The sequence below is a fragment of the Staphylococcus sp. ZWU0021 genome (assembly GCF_000798895.1).
Taxonomy (GTDB): domain Bacteria; phylum Bacillota; class Bacilli; order Staphylococcales; family Staphylococcaceae; genus Staphylococcus; species Staphylococcus saprophyticus.
Genome location: NZ_JTLN01000030.1, coordinates 486,720 through 504,307, shown reverse-complemented (window position 1 = coordinate 504,307; position 17,588 = coordinate 486,720). Strand labels below are relative to the sequence as shown.

Genomic DNA, 17,588 nt, shown 5'->3' with positions numbered 1-17,588 from the left:
ATATCATGTTGGAACTTATTGCCTTAAATACTTATATAAATACTAAAAGATTGAAGTGTGTGTTTACGATACGGCATTAGATGAATGTCTATAATTAAAATGGCATTTAATAAATTCGCGAAATCATTTTAAAATTTATTGATTTTGAAAATTAAAAAATAATAAATTATAACTTATAAGTGTTTATAAGTTAATACATAGGTTATGTTATATAAATAGAAACAATTTAAGGGGTGTTTTTATTTGTGAAATTTAAAAAAGAGAAAGTTAACAGAGTAGATTCTGATCAAGCCAAAAAAGGTGTTGTAGCCACAGGGATTGGTAATGCAATAGAATGGTTTGATTTTGGTTTATATGCACAATTAGCTGTGATATTAAGTGCAAATTTCTTTGGGAATTTACCTCAAGAGATGCAAATTGTTTCAACATTTGCAGTATTTGCCTTTGCTTTTATAGTGAGACCAATCGGTGGTATATTTTTCAGTCACTTAGGGGACAAATATGGACGGAAAATTGTATTATCGACAACGATATTACTTATGGCAGCATCGACATTGATGCTCGGGCTGTTACCTACACAAGATCAAATTGGTATTTGGGCACCTATATTATTACTTGTTGTTCGTATGATTCAGTCATTTTCAACAGGTGGGGAATACGCAGGTGCAATGACTTATATTGCAGAAACAGCTCCTGATAAGACACGCGGTAAATTAGGCAGTGGATTAGAAATTGGTACACTTGCTGGAAATATTATGGCTGCTATTTTAGCGGGGCTGATGTATTCATTATTAAGTGATCAACAAATGGCTGATTGGGGCTGGAGAATTCCATTCATCCTTGCTGCACCATTAGGTATTATTGGTATTATCTTACGTTCAAGTTTAGATGAAAGCCCAGCTTATGAATCTACATTAGAAGAACAAGAAGAATTAGAATATTCATATTTAGATATTTTCAAATATTATTGGAAAGACGTCGTCGTTTGTTTTGCAGGCGTAGCTTTCTTAAATGTTGCCAACTATATGGTACTTTCCTATATGCCATCATTCTTGAATTCAACAATCAACTTAGGTGGAACTATGGGATCCATATTGAGCACCATAACCATGTTAGTTATGATACCAGCAGTATTTTTCTTTGGTTGGTATAGTGATAAAGTTGGTAACAAACGCACCATTATATTTGGTTTAGCAGGATTTAGTTTATTCTCGGTGCTTGCATTTTGGTTAATGAGTATTCCAATGATTCCATTTGTAATACTTGGATTGTTTATCATTGCATTATTTATGTCAACATTTGAAGGTGTTATGCCATCCTTATTACCAAGTATGTTCCATACAAAGGTTAGGTTACGTACATTATCACTTGTTTATAATATTGGTGCTGCGGTATTTGGTGGTTTAACGCCATTTATACTTTCAACTTTAGTAGAAACGACAGGACAACAAATTGCACCATCTTATTACTTGATGTTTATTAATGTCGTTGGACTCATTATCTTCATAACAATGTTTAAATCTACCTCTAACAAATCACTCAGAGGTTCTTATCCAAATGTCGAAACGCAAGAGGATTATGATCATGTAGTGAAAAATCCTAAAGATGCTTTATGGTGGGAAGATGAAGTTAGAAAAGATTAAATATATTTAAGTAGTTGTCATTATCAAAAATGGCAACTACTTTTTATTTTTGAAAAATTTAAGCTCAACCTACTGTGAAGGACTACATTGGGTATAATTATATTTTTATACAAATAATAAATATAATACTTATTATTAAAAAAGATGTAAAAATTGATAGAATTTTAGAATTAGTTAATTAATTATATATATATTGTGCTATTATAAAAGAAATTAAAACTTAAGGGGAGGTAGAACGATATGTCTAAGACAGTGAAGATTGTTATAGCAGTCGTTATTGGGGTACTACTGATTTGTGGCATTGGGGGAGCAGCAGCGTATTATTTCACAAAGAACACACCTAAAAATACGTATTTACTAAGTGAACAGGAAACAGCAAAGCAAATGAAAGCGTATGGTGAAGACAGGTTTGAAAATGAATTTGAATTTCAAGATAAGATGAAAGATGAGTCGTATTTAATTAATTTAAATGCAAGTGCAGATGTACCAGAAGCACTACTCAAATCATCGGATATACCAAAATCTGTTGCAGATGCTTCGAAGTTAGGATTTAAATTGGGACATGATCCGGATAAAGAGCATTCAGTTATAGCTTTAACACCTACAGTTGCAGATAATGAAATTGGGGAATTTCAATGGGCTGCCGATAAGCAAAATCAATATTATGCAGCTCCAATTTTAGATGATGTTTACAAAGCGAAGAATAATGAACTTGTCGATGTGTATAAAAAAATCACTGGGGAAACATCGAGTGTTGAAGGGACAAATAATGGCATTACAAATGACTCATTAAATTTAAATTCGTTGTTATCTGGTACACAAATATCTCAAGATAAAATTGATGAAATTAGCAAGAAATATAGTGAAGTGATTACAGATAAATTAGACGATGATAATTTTGAAAAAGACGATGTAACAATTAAGGTCAATGGTGAGGATAAAGATGTTAAAAAAGTAACAATGAATGTAAGTAAAGGTGAAACAAAAGCCATTTTAACAGACATATTAGAAAAAGCTAAAAAAGACAAAGATATTAAAGCGATTGCAGAAGATCAATTTAATGCGAAAGACTATAAAAAACAATTAGATGATATATTAAAAGAAGTAAAAGATACAGATAAAGCAGAATTTCCAAGTGTGAAATCAGTTATATGGGAAGACGATAATCAGATTCTTAAACGTAATTTAACGATGAAAGATGAAGACGGTTCAACAGTGAAATTAAATGGGACAAGTCAAGTTGATGATGATAACTTAATGATTGATTATAAATTAACAACAGATGATGACCAAGAAGTAGCACTGAAAGGTAAGTCGACTAAAAAAGACGATCAGTATAAAGATAACTACAAAGTAACTTTTGATAATGGTTACCGTAAGTCTGATGCAACTTTAACAAATACAGAATCACAAGATGGGGATAAACGTAACGACAAAGGTCAGATTGAAATCAATGCTAACTACGATAAAACAACAATTGATTTCAATAATAATTTAGACACAGACACTAAAAATAATACACAAAAACAAGAACTTTCATTATCAACAGATATCGATAATGAGACGGTCGTGATTAATATTAAAGGTGACACAAAACTTAAAGAAGACATTAAATTTAAAAAAGCAAATGCACAAGATTTAAATACAATGTCTGATAGTGACTTTAGAAAACTACAACGAGAAATATCTAACAACACTGAAGATATTGTAAAAGATATCGCAAAAGATATTAAAGATAAAAAATAAAGATAACTCATTTAAAAAGGTAATATATTAATGGAGAGAGGAGTGGTTAAATGAAAACAATTCAATTGTTTCGCATTTACCACTCTTTTCTATTAAAAAAATGGCATCTTTTTTTCTATTTGATTTTGATGATGTGTGCTTTTTTAACTGCCTTACTAGTCGTTCAGTACGTTAATCAAGATGATGCAAAGTTTAGAATAGGTATTGTTGATCAAGATAATTCGGCGGAGACACAGCTCATACTCAATTCAATGGGAAATGGAACACATCTAGGTAAAGATATTCGTATTCAGCGTTACAATCAAAATCAAGCGCAAAAATTATTGAAAGCACAAAAATTAGAGGGATATTATGTTTTTGAAAAAGGTATGACAAAAACATTTTATAAACATGGTAATTTACCTATAGCTGTTTATACATATGATCAAACGTCAACTAAAAGTTTAGTTATTAATCAGTTGACTGATTCAGTTTATAGTCGCCTCATGTTATCGATGGGTGGAGGGTTAACCTACACGACATTATCACCAGAGGCCAATAAGGACGATAAGTTACAATTATTGACGGATTTATTATTTACCGGTTTAAATCGGACAGGCGGATTTGATTATCAACCGATACAAATATTTGATACATCGAGCTATTATGTAGTGACAGGTTATTTAGCCTCCATATTTATTTTTGCACTATCACTATTTTCAATTTTAAAAATGAACCAAGCTAAGGCATTAAAATCCAGATTACATATGTACCATTTTTCATTTGAAAAGCTAACATTAATTAGAAGTTTATTTACGCTATTTTATACTGGCGTGTGGACCTTGTTAGGATGCTTATGCATGATACAGATATTGCCCAATACTTTTGAGCCTTATAATTGGCCAACTGTAGTTATTCAATTAGTTTATTATATTCTAATGATTACAGGTTGGTTAACCATTATTGATTTGATCAGTTTCCGTTGGTTCAATATCGTACTGAAAATCATGCTTGCACTTATGGTTATTCTATTTTCTGGTCAAATTATACCAACGATATATTTCAAACATTTATTGAATGGCATGTTTAATGTGCAGCCATTTAGTTTTGTCACTAATCAAATGTTAGAGATTATATTAAATAATTATATCTTAGATACACCCATTACTTTCTATATGAGCTTTGTGATAACAGCTATTATATTATTGGTAATCATTGTTTGGAGGTATCGCCGATGATACAGTCCTTTATATTTATCATTATATTAAAACAGTGGAAGCAATTAGTGATTTTTTTTACTATTTTAACGTGTACGTTGTTATTGATATGGGCAGCTTATTCATCGCTGAATCAATCTTTTAAAATTCCAGTCGCAGTTCAAGATCAGGATCAATCCCAAGCTTCACATACATTAATTCAAAGTATTGAGAAGAACGACTTTGTTAAAGTTGAAAAGTTGGACCAAGAAGCAATATATCTGGATGAAAGTGTTAGTAAAAAAGAAGCGGTTGCAGCGATGCATATCCCTAAAGATTACAGTGATAAATTGAAAAATAATCAATTAAAATTGGCACTTACACTTTATGCAAGAGATGATTTTATTGGTGATATTACATTTGAAATGATTAGTCGTTCATTATATGAACAACAAATTCCGTATATTGTAAAAAAACATTTAGATGATGACGGTCAAGAGACGTCCTTAGAAAAGGTGTCCGATACATTAAATCAACACACGCCCAAATCAGCCATTGTTCACCATGTCGTAAATACCAATTCTGAGACGTCTATATCAATCAGCCTAGTGTTTGGCATTATCTTATTCGTTAGTAGTGTTCAAATCGTGTTGCATCAAAGGCTGAAACAAAATGGTCCGTTAACAAGACTTTTTATATTTCAATACAGTAAGTTGATACTTTTCACAACTTATATTTTGATTCATACACTCATTTTAATGCTTGTACTTGGCATAACAACATTCATATTTCAACAACAACTTTCATTTACGTTCTTTGCGAAATCATTAGTGATTATTATTGTGTATGAACTAGGGGTTTCATGGTTACTTTTCAAAATAAATACACTCAGTCATAGGCTCTTTATGGCAGTCATATTTGCCTTATTGATGGCGGTGTTATATATCTTTATACAATTATAGGAGTGATAAGATGATAGAATTAAAAAATTTAAGCAAGCACTATCGTAAAAAATGCATCTTTGAGTCCCTAGATATGACATTTGAAAATTTGCAATTAACCGTTTTATTAGGTGAAAACGGCGCTGGTAAATCCACATTATTAAGAATGATTGCCGGTTTAGAACAATTGACTAAAGGTGAAATACGTTATTTTGGAGAACAACTGTCAAAAAAGCAAAGACAAGATAAAATCGGTTATGTACCACAGGATATTGCACTATTTGAACATATGACAGTTAATGAAAATATTCGATGTTTTAAGGCGCTATGCAAAACACCGTTATCCAATGTATTGATAGACGAGTATGCACGTCAACTCAATTTAAATGAGAGAACCATGACAATTTCTAATTTGTCTGGTGGTACGAAACGAAAGGTGAATGTTCTAATCGGTTTATTAAGTAATCCGCAAATATTAATTTTAGATGAACCTACAGTAGGTATAGATTTAAAATCCAGATTTGATATTCATAACCTTTTGAATACAATGAAGAGGGAACGACTCATTATATTAACGACACACCACTTAGATGAAGTTGAAGCATTAGCGGATCAAATTAAAGTAATTGGTAATGATCCATTCTATAGGGAAATTCTTGAAGATAAGCATTGGGCATTCGAAGTATATAATAATAAATAGAGATGATGAACCACATCCATTCATGGAGAACCCCCGTGATGATGGATGTGGTTTTAATTATTTTGTATATAATGAGGTGAAAAAGAAGAAACATAAATTAATACAATAATAACAACGTTGTTATTTTGCGATAAATAATTTATAATGAGTAATTGTGAATTCGCTTTCATTATTTTTAAGGGATTGGGGGAACACGAATTTGTCATTTTTAGGGGAACATTTGCCGCTCATATCGCTTGTTATTGGTGTAGGAGTATTACTATTTTTAAACATTAAATTGAAGATTAATAGTATCCTATCGCTCATATTCGCAGCGGTGCTTGTAGGATTTATGAATGGCATGAAGCCGTTAGCAATTTTAGATACAATTAAGGAAGGATTAGGATCTACATTAGGGAGTCTCGCATTAATTATTGGGTTTGGTGCAGTACTTGGTAAATTAATGGTAGATTCTGGCGCAGCACAACGTATCGCTTCAACACTTATAGAAAGATTTGGTGCTAAATATGTTCAATGGGCTTTAATCATCATCGGTGCTGTATTTGGTATTTCTGTATTTTATGAAGTAGCATTTATGATTTTAGCACCGTTAGTCATCAGTATTGCTGTTGAAGCTAAGACACCATTTATGAAATTGGCGATTACAATGGTTGCAGCGACAACTTTATCACACAATATTTTCCCGCCACAAGCAGGGCCCACAGCACTCGTAGATGCTTACAATGCGGATATGGGAATGGTTTATATTTTGGGGATGATCGTCTTTATTCCTAGTGTGATTATTGCGGGTATTATATTGCCGAGATTCATGAAGCGCATAGATTATCCTATACCACCATTATTACAAAAAAGAAAAAATTTTACAGACAGTGAAATGCCTAGTTTTGGTTTGAGTTTATTTGTACCATTAATACCAGCTATTCTAATTTCAATATCAACCATACTCAGTTTATTTATTACCGAAGACACGATATTACATGAAATCGTATCATTTATTGGAAGTGCGGAAATCAGTCTTATCATTGCTATTATTACTGCGATTGTTATGTTTGGACTTAGAAAAGGTAAAGATATGGATACAATGATGAAATCATTTGAAACAGGTCTAAAAGGTGTTGCAACTATTATATTCATTGTCGGAGCGGGTGGCGCTTTTAAGGAAATCATTTTAGAAGCACATGTTGGAGATTATATTGCAGATATCATGAAAGGTACCAATATCTCTCCACTTATTATGGCTTGGTTAATTACAGCGCTGATCCGTATTGCGACGGGTCAAGGTGTTGTTTCAGCAATTACTGCTGCAGGTATCGTTGGTCCGTTGATACCCACTTTTGATGTCAGCCCTGTGCTTATGGTATTAGCTACAGCTGTAGGTAGTAATACCATTACTCATGTTAATGATGCATCATTTTGGTTATTCAAAGAATATTTTAATATTTCTATTAAGGATACATTTAAGACATGGGGGTGCGTTGTTATTAACGACATCTGTAACAGGATTAATGGTTGTCTTAATTCTGGATCTATTTATTTAAAATAATAAAGTAAAATAACAATGATTCATATTTGTGTAACATCATAAAAAGCATTATTTGCAAAGTATTTAAAGATATTTTTGTAAATAATGTTTTATTTTAGTATAAATACACAAAACCGTTACAAAAGTTACAAATATTTTTAAATGCATCGATTCAAAGTCTTGTGATTACTGATGTAAAGGTATTTGTAGCATATGTGTTATAAATTAGAAGGTTGTGGGCATTATACTTTATGTGAATAAATGAGTAACATGAATAAATCTACTTTCAGCGTATTAATGACACTATCTTGAGTGACTTATGTTGTGTGATGTTTTTATACAGTAATATGCTAATATTATGAATAAAAACACAAAAATATACAATTATTGGTAGTGAAAAGTTGATTTGACTTGAATTGTTATACGAGTATAATAACACCATATACAAGAAGGTGTATAAAAGCCACTTATTCTTGATATGAATATAAAAGAGAAAATATTAGGAGTAATTATGGGACAAAAAGATGAAAGTAGTAAAATTAATTTACCACAGCTCGTATTGCTAGGATTAGGTTCATTAATTGGATCTGGTTGGTTATTTGGCGCATGGGAGGCATCTTCCATTGCAGGACCAGCCGCAATTATTTCTTGGATTATCGGTTTTGTAGTTATAGGTTCAATTGCTTATAACTATATTGAAATAGGAACGATGTTTCCACAATCAGGTGGTATGAGTAATTATGCGCAATATACACATGGTTCGTTACTTGGATTCATTGCTGCCTGGGCAAACTGGGTATCGCTGGTAACTATCATTCCTATTGAAGCAGTATCAGCTGTACAATATATGAGTTCATGGCCTTGGGAATGGGCGAAATTTACGTCTGGTTTAATGGATGGATCTACAATAAGTAACGCAGGTTTATTTGCAGTATTTGTAATTATTATTATCTTCTCATTATTAAACTATTGGTCAGTAAAATTATTGACGTCATTCACAAGTTTAATTTCAGTATTTAAATTAGGTGTGCCTTTATTAACGATTATCATGTTAATTATTTCTGGTTTTGACACTGGGAACTATGGTCATTCAGTTGGAACATTTATGCCTTACGGTTCAGCACCTATATTTGCTGCAACAACAGCATCAGGTATTATTTTTTCATTCAACGCATTCCAGACAATTATTAATATGGGATCTGAAATTCAAAAACCTGAAAAAAACATTGCACGTGGTATAGCTATTTCACTGACTTTAAGTGCAATCCTGTACATAGTACTACAAAGTACATTTATTACGTCAATGCCTACTGAAATGCTGCATGAAAATGGTTGGAGTGGTATTAACTTTAACTCACCATTTGCTGATATGGCTATTCTATTAGGATTAAATTGGTTAGCTATATTACTATATATGGAAGCAGTTGTTTCACCATTTGGTACAGGTGTATCATTTGTAGCTGTTACTGGACGTGTCTTACGTGCTATGGAACAAAATGGTCATATTCCTAAATTTTTAGGGAAAATGAATAAAAAATATATGATTCCTCGTGTAGCCATTATATTTAATGCAATTATAAGTATGGTCATGGTATCGCTATTCCGTGATTGGGGTACTTTAGCAAGTGTAATATCAACAGCTACGTTAGTGGCATATTTAACAGGACCAACGACAGTGATTTCACTACGTAAAATGGCACCTAAAATGCATAGACCGTTTAGAGCAAACTTATTAAAATTTATGGCGCCATTTTCATTTGTGATGGCTTCATTAGCGATATATTGGGCGATGTGGCCAACAACAGCCGAAGTTATTTTAATTATTATTCTAGGATTACCAATTTACTTCTTCTATGAATATAAAATGAATTGGAAAAATACCAAAAAACAAATTGGCGGTAGCTTGTGGATTATCTTATATCTTATTGTACTTGCCTTCTTATCATTTATCGGTAGTAAAGAATTTAAAGGTATGAACTGGATTCATTACCCTTATGATTTTATTGTTATTATCATTATTGCATTAATCTTCTACAAAATAGGTACGTCTAGTTACTTTGAAAGTGTTTACTTTAAACGTGCTAAAAAGATTAATAAAGATATGCGTGCGGATTTACGTGAAAAACGTAAATCAGAACACATTAGTGAAGAATAATTTAATTCTGTGAGTAGAAATATATATAGCGTCTGGGACATTGTTAAATCTCCCAGACGCTTTTTTCATATAAATAGCGACATAGTTAATCATTTGAATGATCATGCTTAAATGGAGTGGGAGCCTGAAATCTTTTTGAGACAATTTGATTTCTGCTCCATCTTTTTTATGTATAGAAAATGACTATAATAATGCGACTGTACTTAGACAATAAGCGTATGCAATATTGCAGTGGACAACATTTTATGCAAAATAAATGCATGGGATATTCTATGGAAAAGTAAATTTCATTAAAATAAATTATTTAACAATGTTTTTTATTCCCATTAAAACAACATTTTCAATTCGTTTAAAGTGTAAAAATTCAAAATAACCTTTGACTAATTAATCTGACAAGTGTATTATTTATGAATATTAATTCATTTTTAAGAATAAATATTATGAAATGAGGGTTTTGATGCTTGATTTATATGAACACACAGACAAATATAGTTCTAAAAATTATAGTCCATTAAAATTAGCTTTAGCTAAAGGACGTGGTGCAAAAGTCTGGGATATTGAAGACAATTGTTATATAGATTGTATTTCTGGATTTTCGGTAGTTAATCAAGGCCATTGTCATCCTAAAATCATAAAGGCATTTCAAGAGCAGAGCCAAAGAATAACAATGGTTTCTCGTGCTTTATATAGTGATAATTTAGGTAAATGGGAAGAAAAGATTTGTAAACTTGCAAATAAAGAAAATGTTTTACCAATGAATACTGGCACAGAGGCTGTGGAAACAGCCATAAAAATGGCTCGTAAATGGGGCGCTGATATTAAAAATATTGATGAATCATCATCAGAAATCATTGCTATGAATGGAAACTTTCATGGCCGTACGTTAGGTTCATTATCATTATCATCACAAGATAGTTATAAAAAAGGTTTTGGACCGTTATTAAACAATATACATTACGCAGATTTTGGAGATATAGAACAATTAAAAAAATTAATTAATAATCAAACAACTGCAATTATTCTGGAACCTATACAAGGTGAGGGAGGCGTAAATATTCCTCCAACACATTTTATACAAGAAGTACGTCAACTCTGTAACGAATATAATGTGTTATTAATTGCAGACGAGATACAAGTGGGGCTTGGAAGAACGGGTAAGATGTTCGCAATGGAATGGGAAAATACAGAGCCAGATATATATTTATTAGGTAAATCACTAGGTGGAGGGTTATATCCGATATCCGCAGTGTTAGCGAACCAAGATGTGATGAGTGTCCTGACCCCAGGCACGCATGGTTCCACATTTGGTGGTAATCCACTAGCTTGCGCTGTATCAATGGCAGCATTAGACGTGCTGAATGAAGAGCATTTAGTACAAAATGCATTAGACTTAGGCGATAGATTATTAAAGCACCTGCAACAAATTGAAAGTGAACTGATCGTGGAAGTGAGAGGTAGGGGATTGTTTATAGGTATAGAATTAAATGTAGCAGCACAGGACTATTGTGAACAAATGATAAATAAAGGTGTGCTTTGTAAAGAAACACAGGGCAATATTATAAGGATTACACCACCACTTGTTATTGATAAAGATGAAATCGATGAAGTAATTCGTGTCATAACAGAAGTTTTGGAAAAGTAAAATTTAATATAAAATTTCCGAATATTCAGAAAGGAATGAAGTGAATGATTGAAGTTGGTATCGTTGGCGGTAGTGGATATGGAGCCATTGAATTAATTCGATTATTAATTCAGCATCCTAATGTAAATATAAAATATATCTTTTCGCATTCTAAACAGGATCAACCTATAAAGGAAACATTCCCACATTTGGAACAGCTCACATATCACTATGAAACGTTAAATAGTGAAGGAATTGAATGCGACGTGATATTTTTTGCGACACCTTCAAATGTGAGTAAACACATTGTTCCTCAGTTGCTTAGCAATAGGATTAAAATCATTGATTTGTCGGGTGATTTTAGATTAACTAATCGAGCTACTTATGAAACGTATTATGGTGAAACGGCAGCTTCTCAAGAATATTTGAATGAAGCAAATTATAGCATTGCAGAATGGTCAAATGTAAATGCACAAACAACGCAATTAATTGCGAACCCTGGATGTTTTCCAACAGCTACATTGTTAGCACTACATCCGCTAATAGATAAAGATATTGTAAAGCTAGATAACATTATCATCGATGCGAAGACGGGTGTATCCGGTGCCGGTAGGTCTTTGGCACAACATGTTCATTTCGCGGAGATGAATGAAAATTTAAGCGCCTATGCGATAGGAAAGCATAAGCATAAACCTGAAATTGAACAATATTTATCATTATTAGCTCAACAAGAAGTAAAAGTAACATTTACACCGCATCTCGTACCTATGACTCGAGGTATTTTATCAACCATTTATATCAAACTAAACCATGCTTTTACTAATGAAGACTTACATAATCTGTTTAAAGATTATTATGAAGATAAACCATTTGTAAGAATTAGATCATTAGGTCAATTTCCAAAAACTAAGGAAGTTTACGGTAGCAATTATTGTGATATCGGTATTTATGTTGATGAAGAGAATCAAACAGCGATTCTCGTGTCTGTGATTGATAACTTAGTTAAAGGTGCAAGTGGTCAAGCGATTCAGAATTTGAACTTAATGTATGGATGGAAAGAAAACACTGGATTGCTACAATCACCAGTTTATCCATAAAGTAGGATGAAAGGAGAGAAGAAATGAGAGACATTGAAACAATTGATACATTAAACCAATTAAATATAGATTTACAAGGCGACGTGAGTTCACCATTAGGTTTTATTGCTGGTGGTTTACATTGCGGTTTGAGAAGAAAGAAAGTGGACTTTGGTTGGATTTATTCAACGACCCCAGCTACAGCAACAGGTGTTTATACATTGAATCAATTTAAAGCTGCGCCATTAAAACTAACTGAAGATAGTATTAATAAGGATAAAGCACTACAAGCCATTATTGTGAATTCGGCTATTGCGAATGCGTGCACAGGAGAAAAAGGTATGCAAGATGCGTTGGATACACAAGCTTGGATTGCTGAGCAATTAAATATCGAGCAACATCTTGTTGGTGTTGCCTCTACAGGTGTTATTGGATCGTTTTTGCCAATGGATAAAATACAATATGCAACGCAGCACGTTTTAAAAGAACAATATAATAAAAGTGAAGCATTCAATCAAGCTATTTTAACAACTGATACGATGACGAAACATCTGTCAGTAAAGGTTGAAATCGATGGTACCACAGTAACGATAGGTGGCACTGCAAAAGGATCAGGCATGATACATCCCAATATGGCAACAATGCTAGGATTTATAACTACTGATGCCAATATTGATGCGAATACGTTGGATTATTGCCTAAAACAATCAATCGATCAATCGTTTAATATGATTACGGTGGATGGTGATTCAAGTACAAATGATATGGTGCTATGCATGGCAAATGGTCAAGCGCAACATACACAAATTGATGCATTACATCCCGAATGGCATAAGTTTGTGTATGCATTGAATTTTGTATGCCACTATCTTGCCAAGAGCATCGCTAAAGATGGTGAAGGGGCAACTAAATTGGTTACTGTAAAGGTCAAGGGCGCTCACGATGTTGTTGAAGCAAGAAAAATTGCCAAGAGCATTGTCTCCTCGAATTTAGTGAAAACCGCTGTCCATGGTGAAGATGCGAATTTCGGAAGAATTGTCACTGCTATAGGATACGCATCGCGATATATAGAACCTAGCGCAACCCATGTTTCGTTATGCCAAGTGAGTGTGTTGGAAAAAGGTATGGCTGTAGATTTTGATGAACAGCGTTTAAAAGAAGAATTAGCATCAGATAATATTTTAATTGAAGCAACTGTTGGAAACGGGGAAGGAGAAGCGGCAGCATATGGTTGTGATTTATCATATGAATATGTACGTATCAACGCGTCGTACAGAACTTAAGGAGTGACTGCAATGAATTATATAGTTATCAAAATTGGTGGTAGTACCTTGACCGAATTACATGAAACTACCATTGATGATATTGCACAGTTAAAGCAACAGGATTTGCATCCGATTATTATTCATGGTGGAGGGCCTTTTATCAATCAAGCGTTAGAGCAGCAAGGCGTCGATTCATTATTTGAAGATGGATTGAGGGTTACTACAGATGAAGTAATGTCAATTACAAGTCAGATATTAATCGGAAAGGTGAATCCGCAGCTTGTAAGTAAAATGAATGATGAAAATATTCAAAGTATTGGGTTAAATGGAATAGATGCCAAGCTATTTGACGTTGAACCATTAAACGAAAAATATGGATATGTAGGCGAACCAATCAACATTAATACAGCAGTTATAGATCATCTTACAGAAGAATATATACCTGTTATTGCGTCTATCGGCAGACATAAAACCTCTAGACATTTATATAATATTAACGCAGATACGTTGGCGTACAAAATAGCGCAGACATTAAACGCACCTATCTATTTATTGAGTGATATACCAGGTGTCATGATAGATAATAAAGTAAAGGCCACATTGAATTCAGAGCATATTAAAAATTATATTGAACAAGAGCAAATATATGGGGGGATGATTCCTAAAGTACAGGATGCGATCAGTGCCATTGAATATGGCTGTCAAAAAGTAGTTATCGCAGCAGGTAACGAAGCGCATGTCGTGGAAAGGATAAGAACTGGGAAAGGTATTGGGACAACGATTGTGTTGTGAGCATAATATAATAGCAATTTCCTGGGAAATCGTTAAATCAAAGTATCACTATATTAAAAATTAAAAAAAGACTTTGTCATAGTATAAACAAAATTGGTAGATGCTTGAAATAGCGCTGCTTTTAAACGATGTGGTACATATTAAAGTAACGCAATTGGTTAGTGTTTTTCAGCAGCTGTTTACATTGTAGGATTGAATTGGTGTGATAGTGTAATGGTTAATTTGAAAATAAAAAAACAACGCATATGCTGGAATGACGCATATGCGTTGTTTTTTTATAAATGGCTTGGATATCGTACTTAGTGCTAATCAGGCCATTAATAATTTTTTGAATAAGTGATTAATAGTTCTTTATAGAAATCAATGAATTTAAGGTACATTGCTTTTTCTACACGTTCATCTACTTGGTGTGGTTTTTCACCTGGACCAAATACTAAGAATGGGAAAGATTCATCTTTACCGCGTAGTAAATTAGAAGCATCCGTCACACCACCAATTGGGGCAGCGACAAAATCTTTATTAAATGCTGTTTTGCCAATCGTTTTAGCAGTGTCAATTAGGCTATTTTGACCAGTAGTAAGTACAGGATCTAAGTCAAGATATAATTCACTTTCTAAATTTGAGCCATTTGCATTATGTTTTTCAATTGTATTATTAAATAAATTTTTAACTTGGTCATTATTGTATTCTGGGATTGTACGAATATTGAAATCAGCATCAGCGTCTTCAGGGACAGAATTCACTTGAACGCCACCCTTGATTAATGTGTTAGTGATGACAAGCCCTTGTAATGCGGATTCAATTTCTTCAACAGCAAATGTAGCTGGTAGAGAAGGTTTCATTCGATCGAGCAAATGAGTGAAGTCTAAAGATTCACCTTTAATTTCTTTAGATATTTTTTGATATGCGTTATCGATATCTTGAATAAATTCAATTAAAGGTTTAATTGCGTTTACACCGAAGATAGGCATAGAACTATGTGCAGAAGTACCTTGTGATTTAATACGATAGTCCATAGACCCTTTATGTGCGTAGACCATCATATCTTGACAAGGCTCGGCTATGATGAGTGCGTCAACATCATCCATGTAACCTTTTTCGTAGAGATTTTGTGAACCAAGTTGTTCCATCTCTTCACCTGTAGTAGCTAAGAATTTAATGCGTCCTTTTGTTAATAATTGTGCATCGTGCATTTCGATAAGAGCAATAGCGAGTGCAGCGAGTCCAGATTTCATATCAGCAGCACCACGACCATATAAATAACCATTGTCTTCGGTAAGTTTAAAAGGGTCATATGACCATTGTTCACGATTACCTTCTGATACGACATCCATATGTCCAGATACACCGATGACTGGACTGCCTTCACCAATGTCGGCAATTAAGTTAGCGCGTCGTTCATCAACTTTATCAATGGTTGATTTAATACCGTGTTGTTCAAATAAATTTTGGAAGTATTGACATACCTCGATTTCATTATCATTTACTGTATTCATTGCTACAATATCAGATAATATTTGTACTTTTTCTTCTACAGAAAATGTACTCATAACATACCACTCCTTTAGAAAAACTATAACAAGTATACATCTGACAAATTATTTTGATAAGTGAAAAGACTTTTAATAAAAACTTTATAATTTTAAAATATATATTGTGTATAATTACAATAGTGCGATTAATTGATTAATAAACTTGTTGTATACAAGTTTTAAAGCTATGATATAGAGTAAGCAAATAAGCGTAAAAGAGGTACGATTATGACGTTATCATTAAATAAAATTCATCAAGCACACCAACAATATACAGGCGTAGATTTTCCGAAATTGTTTAAAGCTTTTAAAGATATGGGAATCATTGTTAATACAGTGAATATAGAACAAGGTGAAACATCTTATATTCATCAGGATGGAGCTGAAATTACTGATGAAAGTGTTAAAGTAGCTGTACCCATTGCACAACAGACACACCTTGCGTTGGTAAAAGATATATTGCAGCGTCATCAAGCAGGTGAAACGGATTTTCCAAAGTTTTGCGATGAAATGGCACGAGCGGGCATTTATAAGTGGCATATTGATATTATCGCTGGCACATGTGCCTATATAGACAAGGAAAATCAGGTTCTCATTACAGAAAATATACCTCAATCTTGATATGTGTTTATAAATACGAGTAAAAAGATAAGATATTTAAGACGTATACTATGACAGCATTTATAATTGATGATACGGTAGAGAGTGTAGAAAGATTATAAAGTGGCAAGATTAAAGCTTAATTATTAATTAAACGTGGGTTGTTTAGGGGAAAGTTGCGAGTCGAACAATGACCCTAAAGTGCTTCATATAGATATATCGTGTTTAACAATGAAAGGGGACAATAAGTATGGCAAGTGTAGCAATTATCGCAGGTGGTAATAAGATTGAGTCTAGGTTAACAGGTGTAGTAAAATATGCTGAAAAATATTTAAATGATGAAGGCATTGAGACAGATGTCATACATGTACATCAATTAGACGCTGAAGCATTGATTACCGCTAACTTTTCAAATGAATCAATTAATAAAACACATAAAAAAATTGAAGAAGCTGATGGGATAATTATCGTTTCACCTGTATTTAAAGCAGCGTATTCAGGCATCGTGAAGACATATTTAGATTTACTGCCACGTGGCGCATTTACAGGTAAAACAGTCCTCCCGCTCGCATTAGGTGGTACATTTGCACATGTATTAGCGATTCAATATAGCTTAGATCCAGTTATAAAAGAATTGGGTGCAGATACAATTCATAAAGGTAGATTTATTTTAGACAAACATATTACATCTAATGAAGACGGTACTTATGGTTATGATCAAGAAGCGAAAGATGGCTTAAATAAAACTTTAAAAAAGTTTGTCAGTGATAAAGCGCAAGTAATAGAATAAAAGATATTGATTTAAAGGCGTATCTAAATA

Annotated in this window: 14 protein-coding genes; 13 read left to right on the top strand and 1 reads right to left on the bottom strand. The window is 33.0% G+C overall.

Annotated features, from left to right (window positions below):
- The first annotated feature begins 245 nt into the window (after positions 1 to 245).
- From L987_RS11465 to argB, 11 genes are all read left to right on the top strand, one after another.
- On the top strand, positions 246 to 1,643 hold the full coding sequence (locus L987_RS11465; RefSeq protein WP_047504738.1) for an MFS transporter: 1,398 nt from the start codon (positions 246 to 248) through the stop codon (positions 1,641 to 1,643).
- 240 nt (positions 1,644 to 1,883) lie between these two features.
- Positions 1,884 to 3,389 (top strand): DUF6583 family protein, encoded by a 1,506-nt coding sequence (locus L987_RS11460; protein WP_047504735.1) that lies wholly within the window; start codon positions 1,884 to 1,886, stop codon positions 3,387 to 3,389.
- A 50-nt stretch (positions 3,390 to 3,439) separates the two neighbouring features.
- Positions 3,440 to 4,606 carry an ABC transporter permease gene (locus L987_RS11455; protein WP_047504732.1) on the top strand — a complete coding sequence of 389 codons (1,167 nt, stop codon included), beginning with the start codon at positions 3,440 to 3,442 and terminating at the stop codon, positions 4,604 to 4,606.
- On the top strand, positions 4,603 to 5,526 hold the full coding sequence (locus L987_RS11450) for an ABC transporter permease (protein ID WP_011302206.1): 924 nt from the start codon (positions 4,603 to 4,605) through the stop codon (positions 5,524 to 5,526). Before L987_RS11455 ends, L987_RS11450 begins: the two co-directional genes overlap by 4 nt.
- A 10-nt stretch (positions 5,527 to 5,536) precedes the next feature.
- On the top strand, positions 5,537 to 6,205 hold the full coding sequence (locus L987_RS11445) for an ABC transporter ATP-binding protein (protein ID WP_011302207.1): 669 nt from the start codon (positions 5,537 to 5,539) through the stop codon (positions 6,203 to 6,205).
- A 199-nt stretch (positions 6,206 to 6,404) separates the two neighbouring features.
- Positions 6,405 to 7,748, top strand: coding sequence for a gluconate:H+ symporter (locus tag L987_RS11440; RefSeq protein WP_225791771.1), 1,344 nt, complete (start codon positions 6,405 to 6,407; stop codon positions 7,746 to 7,748).
- A gap of 490 nt (positions 7,749 to 8,238) precedes the next feature.
- Positions 8,239 to 9,882, top strand: coding sequence for an APC family permease (locus tag L987_RS11435; RefSeq protein ID WP_047504728.1), 1,644 nt, complete (start codon positions 8,239 to 8,241; stop codon positions 9,880 to 9,882).
- A 457-nt stretch (positions 9,883 to 10,339) separates the two neighbouring features.
- Positions 10,340 to 11,524 (top strand): ornithine--oxo-acid transaminase, encoded by a 1,185-nt coding sequence (gene rocD, locus L987_RS11430; RefSeq protein WP_047504725.1) that lies wholly within the window; start codon positions 10,340 to 10,342, stop codon positions 11,522 to 11,524.
- 44 nt (positions 11,525 to 11,568) lie between these two features.
- Positions 11,569 to 12,600: an N-acetyl-gamma-glutamyl-phosphate reductase gene (argC, locus tag L987_RS11425; protein WP_047504723.1), complete on the top strand. Its 1,032-nt coding sequence runs from the start codon at positions 11,569 to 11,571 to the stop codon at positions 12,598 to 12,600.
- A 23-nt stretch (positions 12,601 to 12,623) separates the two neighbouring features.
- A complete protein-coding gene (argJ, locus tag L987_RS11420) occupies positions 12,624 to 13,862 on the top strand; it encodes a bifunctional glutamate N-acetyltransferase/amino-acid acetyltransferase ArgJ (protein ID WP_011302213.1) in 1,239 nt (412 codons plus the stop codon).
- A gap of 12 nt (positions 13,863 to 13,874) precedes the next feature.
- A complete protein-coding gene (gene argB / locus L987_RS11415) occupies positions 13,875 to 14,636 on the top strand; it encodes an acetylglutamate kinase (protein WP_011302214.1) in 762 nt (253 codons plus the stop codon).
- Positions 14,637 to 14,953: 317 nt separating this feature from the next.
- Here the strand turns inward: argB and L987_RS11410 are convergent, their stop codons facing one another.
- Positions 14,954 to 16,186: an ArgE/DapE family deacylase gene (locus L987_RS11410; RefSeq protein ID WP_011302215.1), complete on the bottom strand. Its 1,233-nt coding sequence runs from the start codon at positions 16,184 to 16,186 to the stop codon at positions 14,954 to 14,956.
- Positions 16,187 to 16,396: 210 nt separating this feature from the next.
- On the opposite strand from L987_RS11410, the gene L987_RS11405 reads away from it, so the two are divergent.
- Positions 16,397 to 16,789, top strand: a complete 393-nt coding sequence (locus L987_RS11405) for a DUF1398 family protein (protein ID WP_047504721.1) — start codon at positions 16,397 to 16,399, stop codon at positions 16,787 to 16,789.
- A 229-nt stretch (positions 16,790 to 17,018) separates the two neighbouring features.
- Positions 17,019 to 17,558 (top strand): NADPH-dependent FMN reductase, encoded by a 540-nt coding sequence (gene ssuE / locus L987_RS11400; RefSeq protein ID WP_011302217.1) that lies wholly within the window; start codon positions 17,019 to 17,021, stop codon positions 17,556 to 17,558.
- Positions 17,559 to 17,588 lie beyond the last annotated feature (30 nt).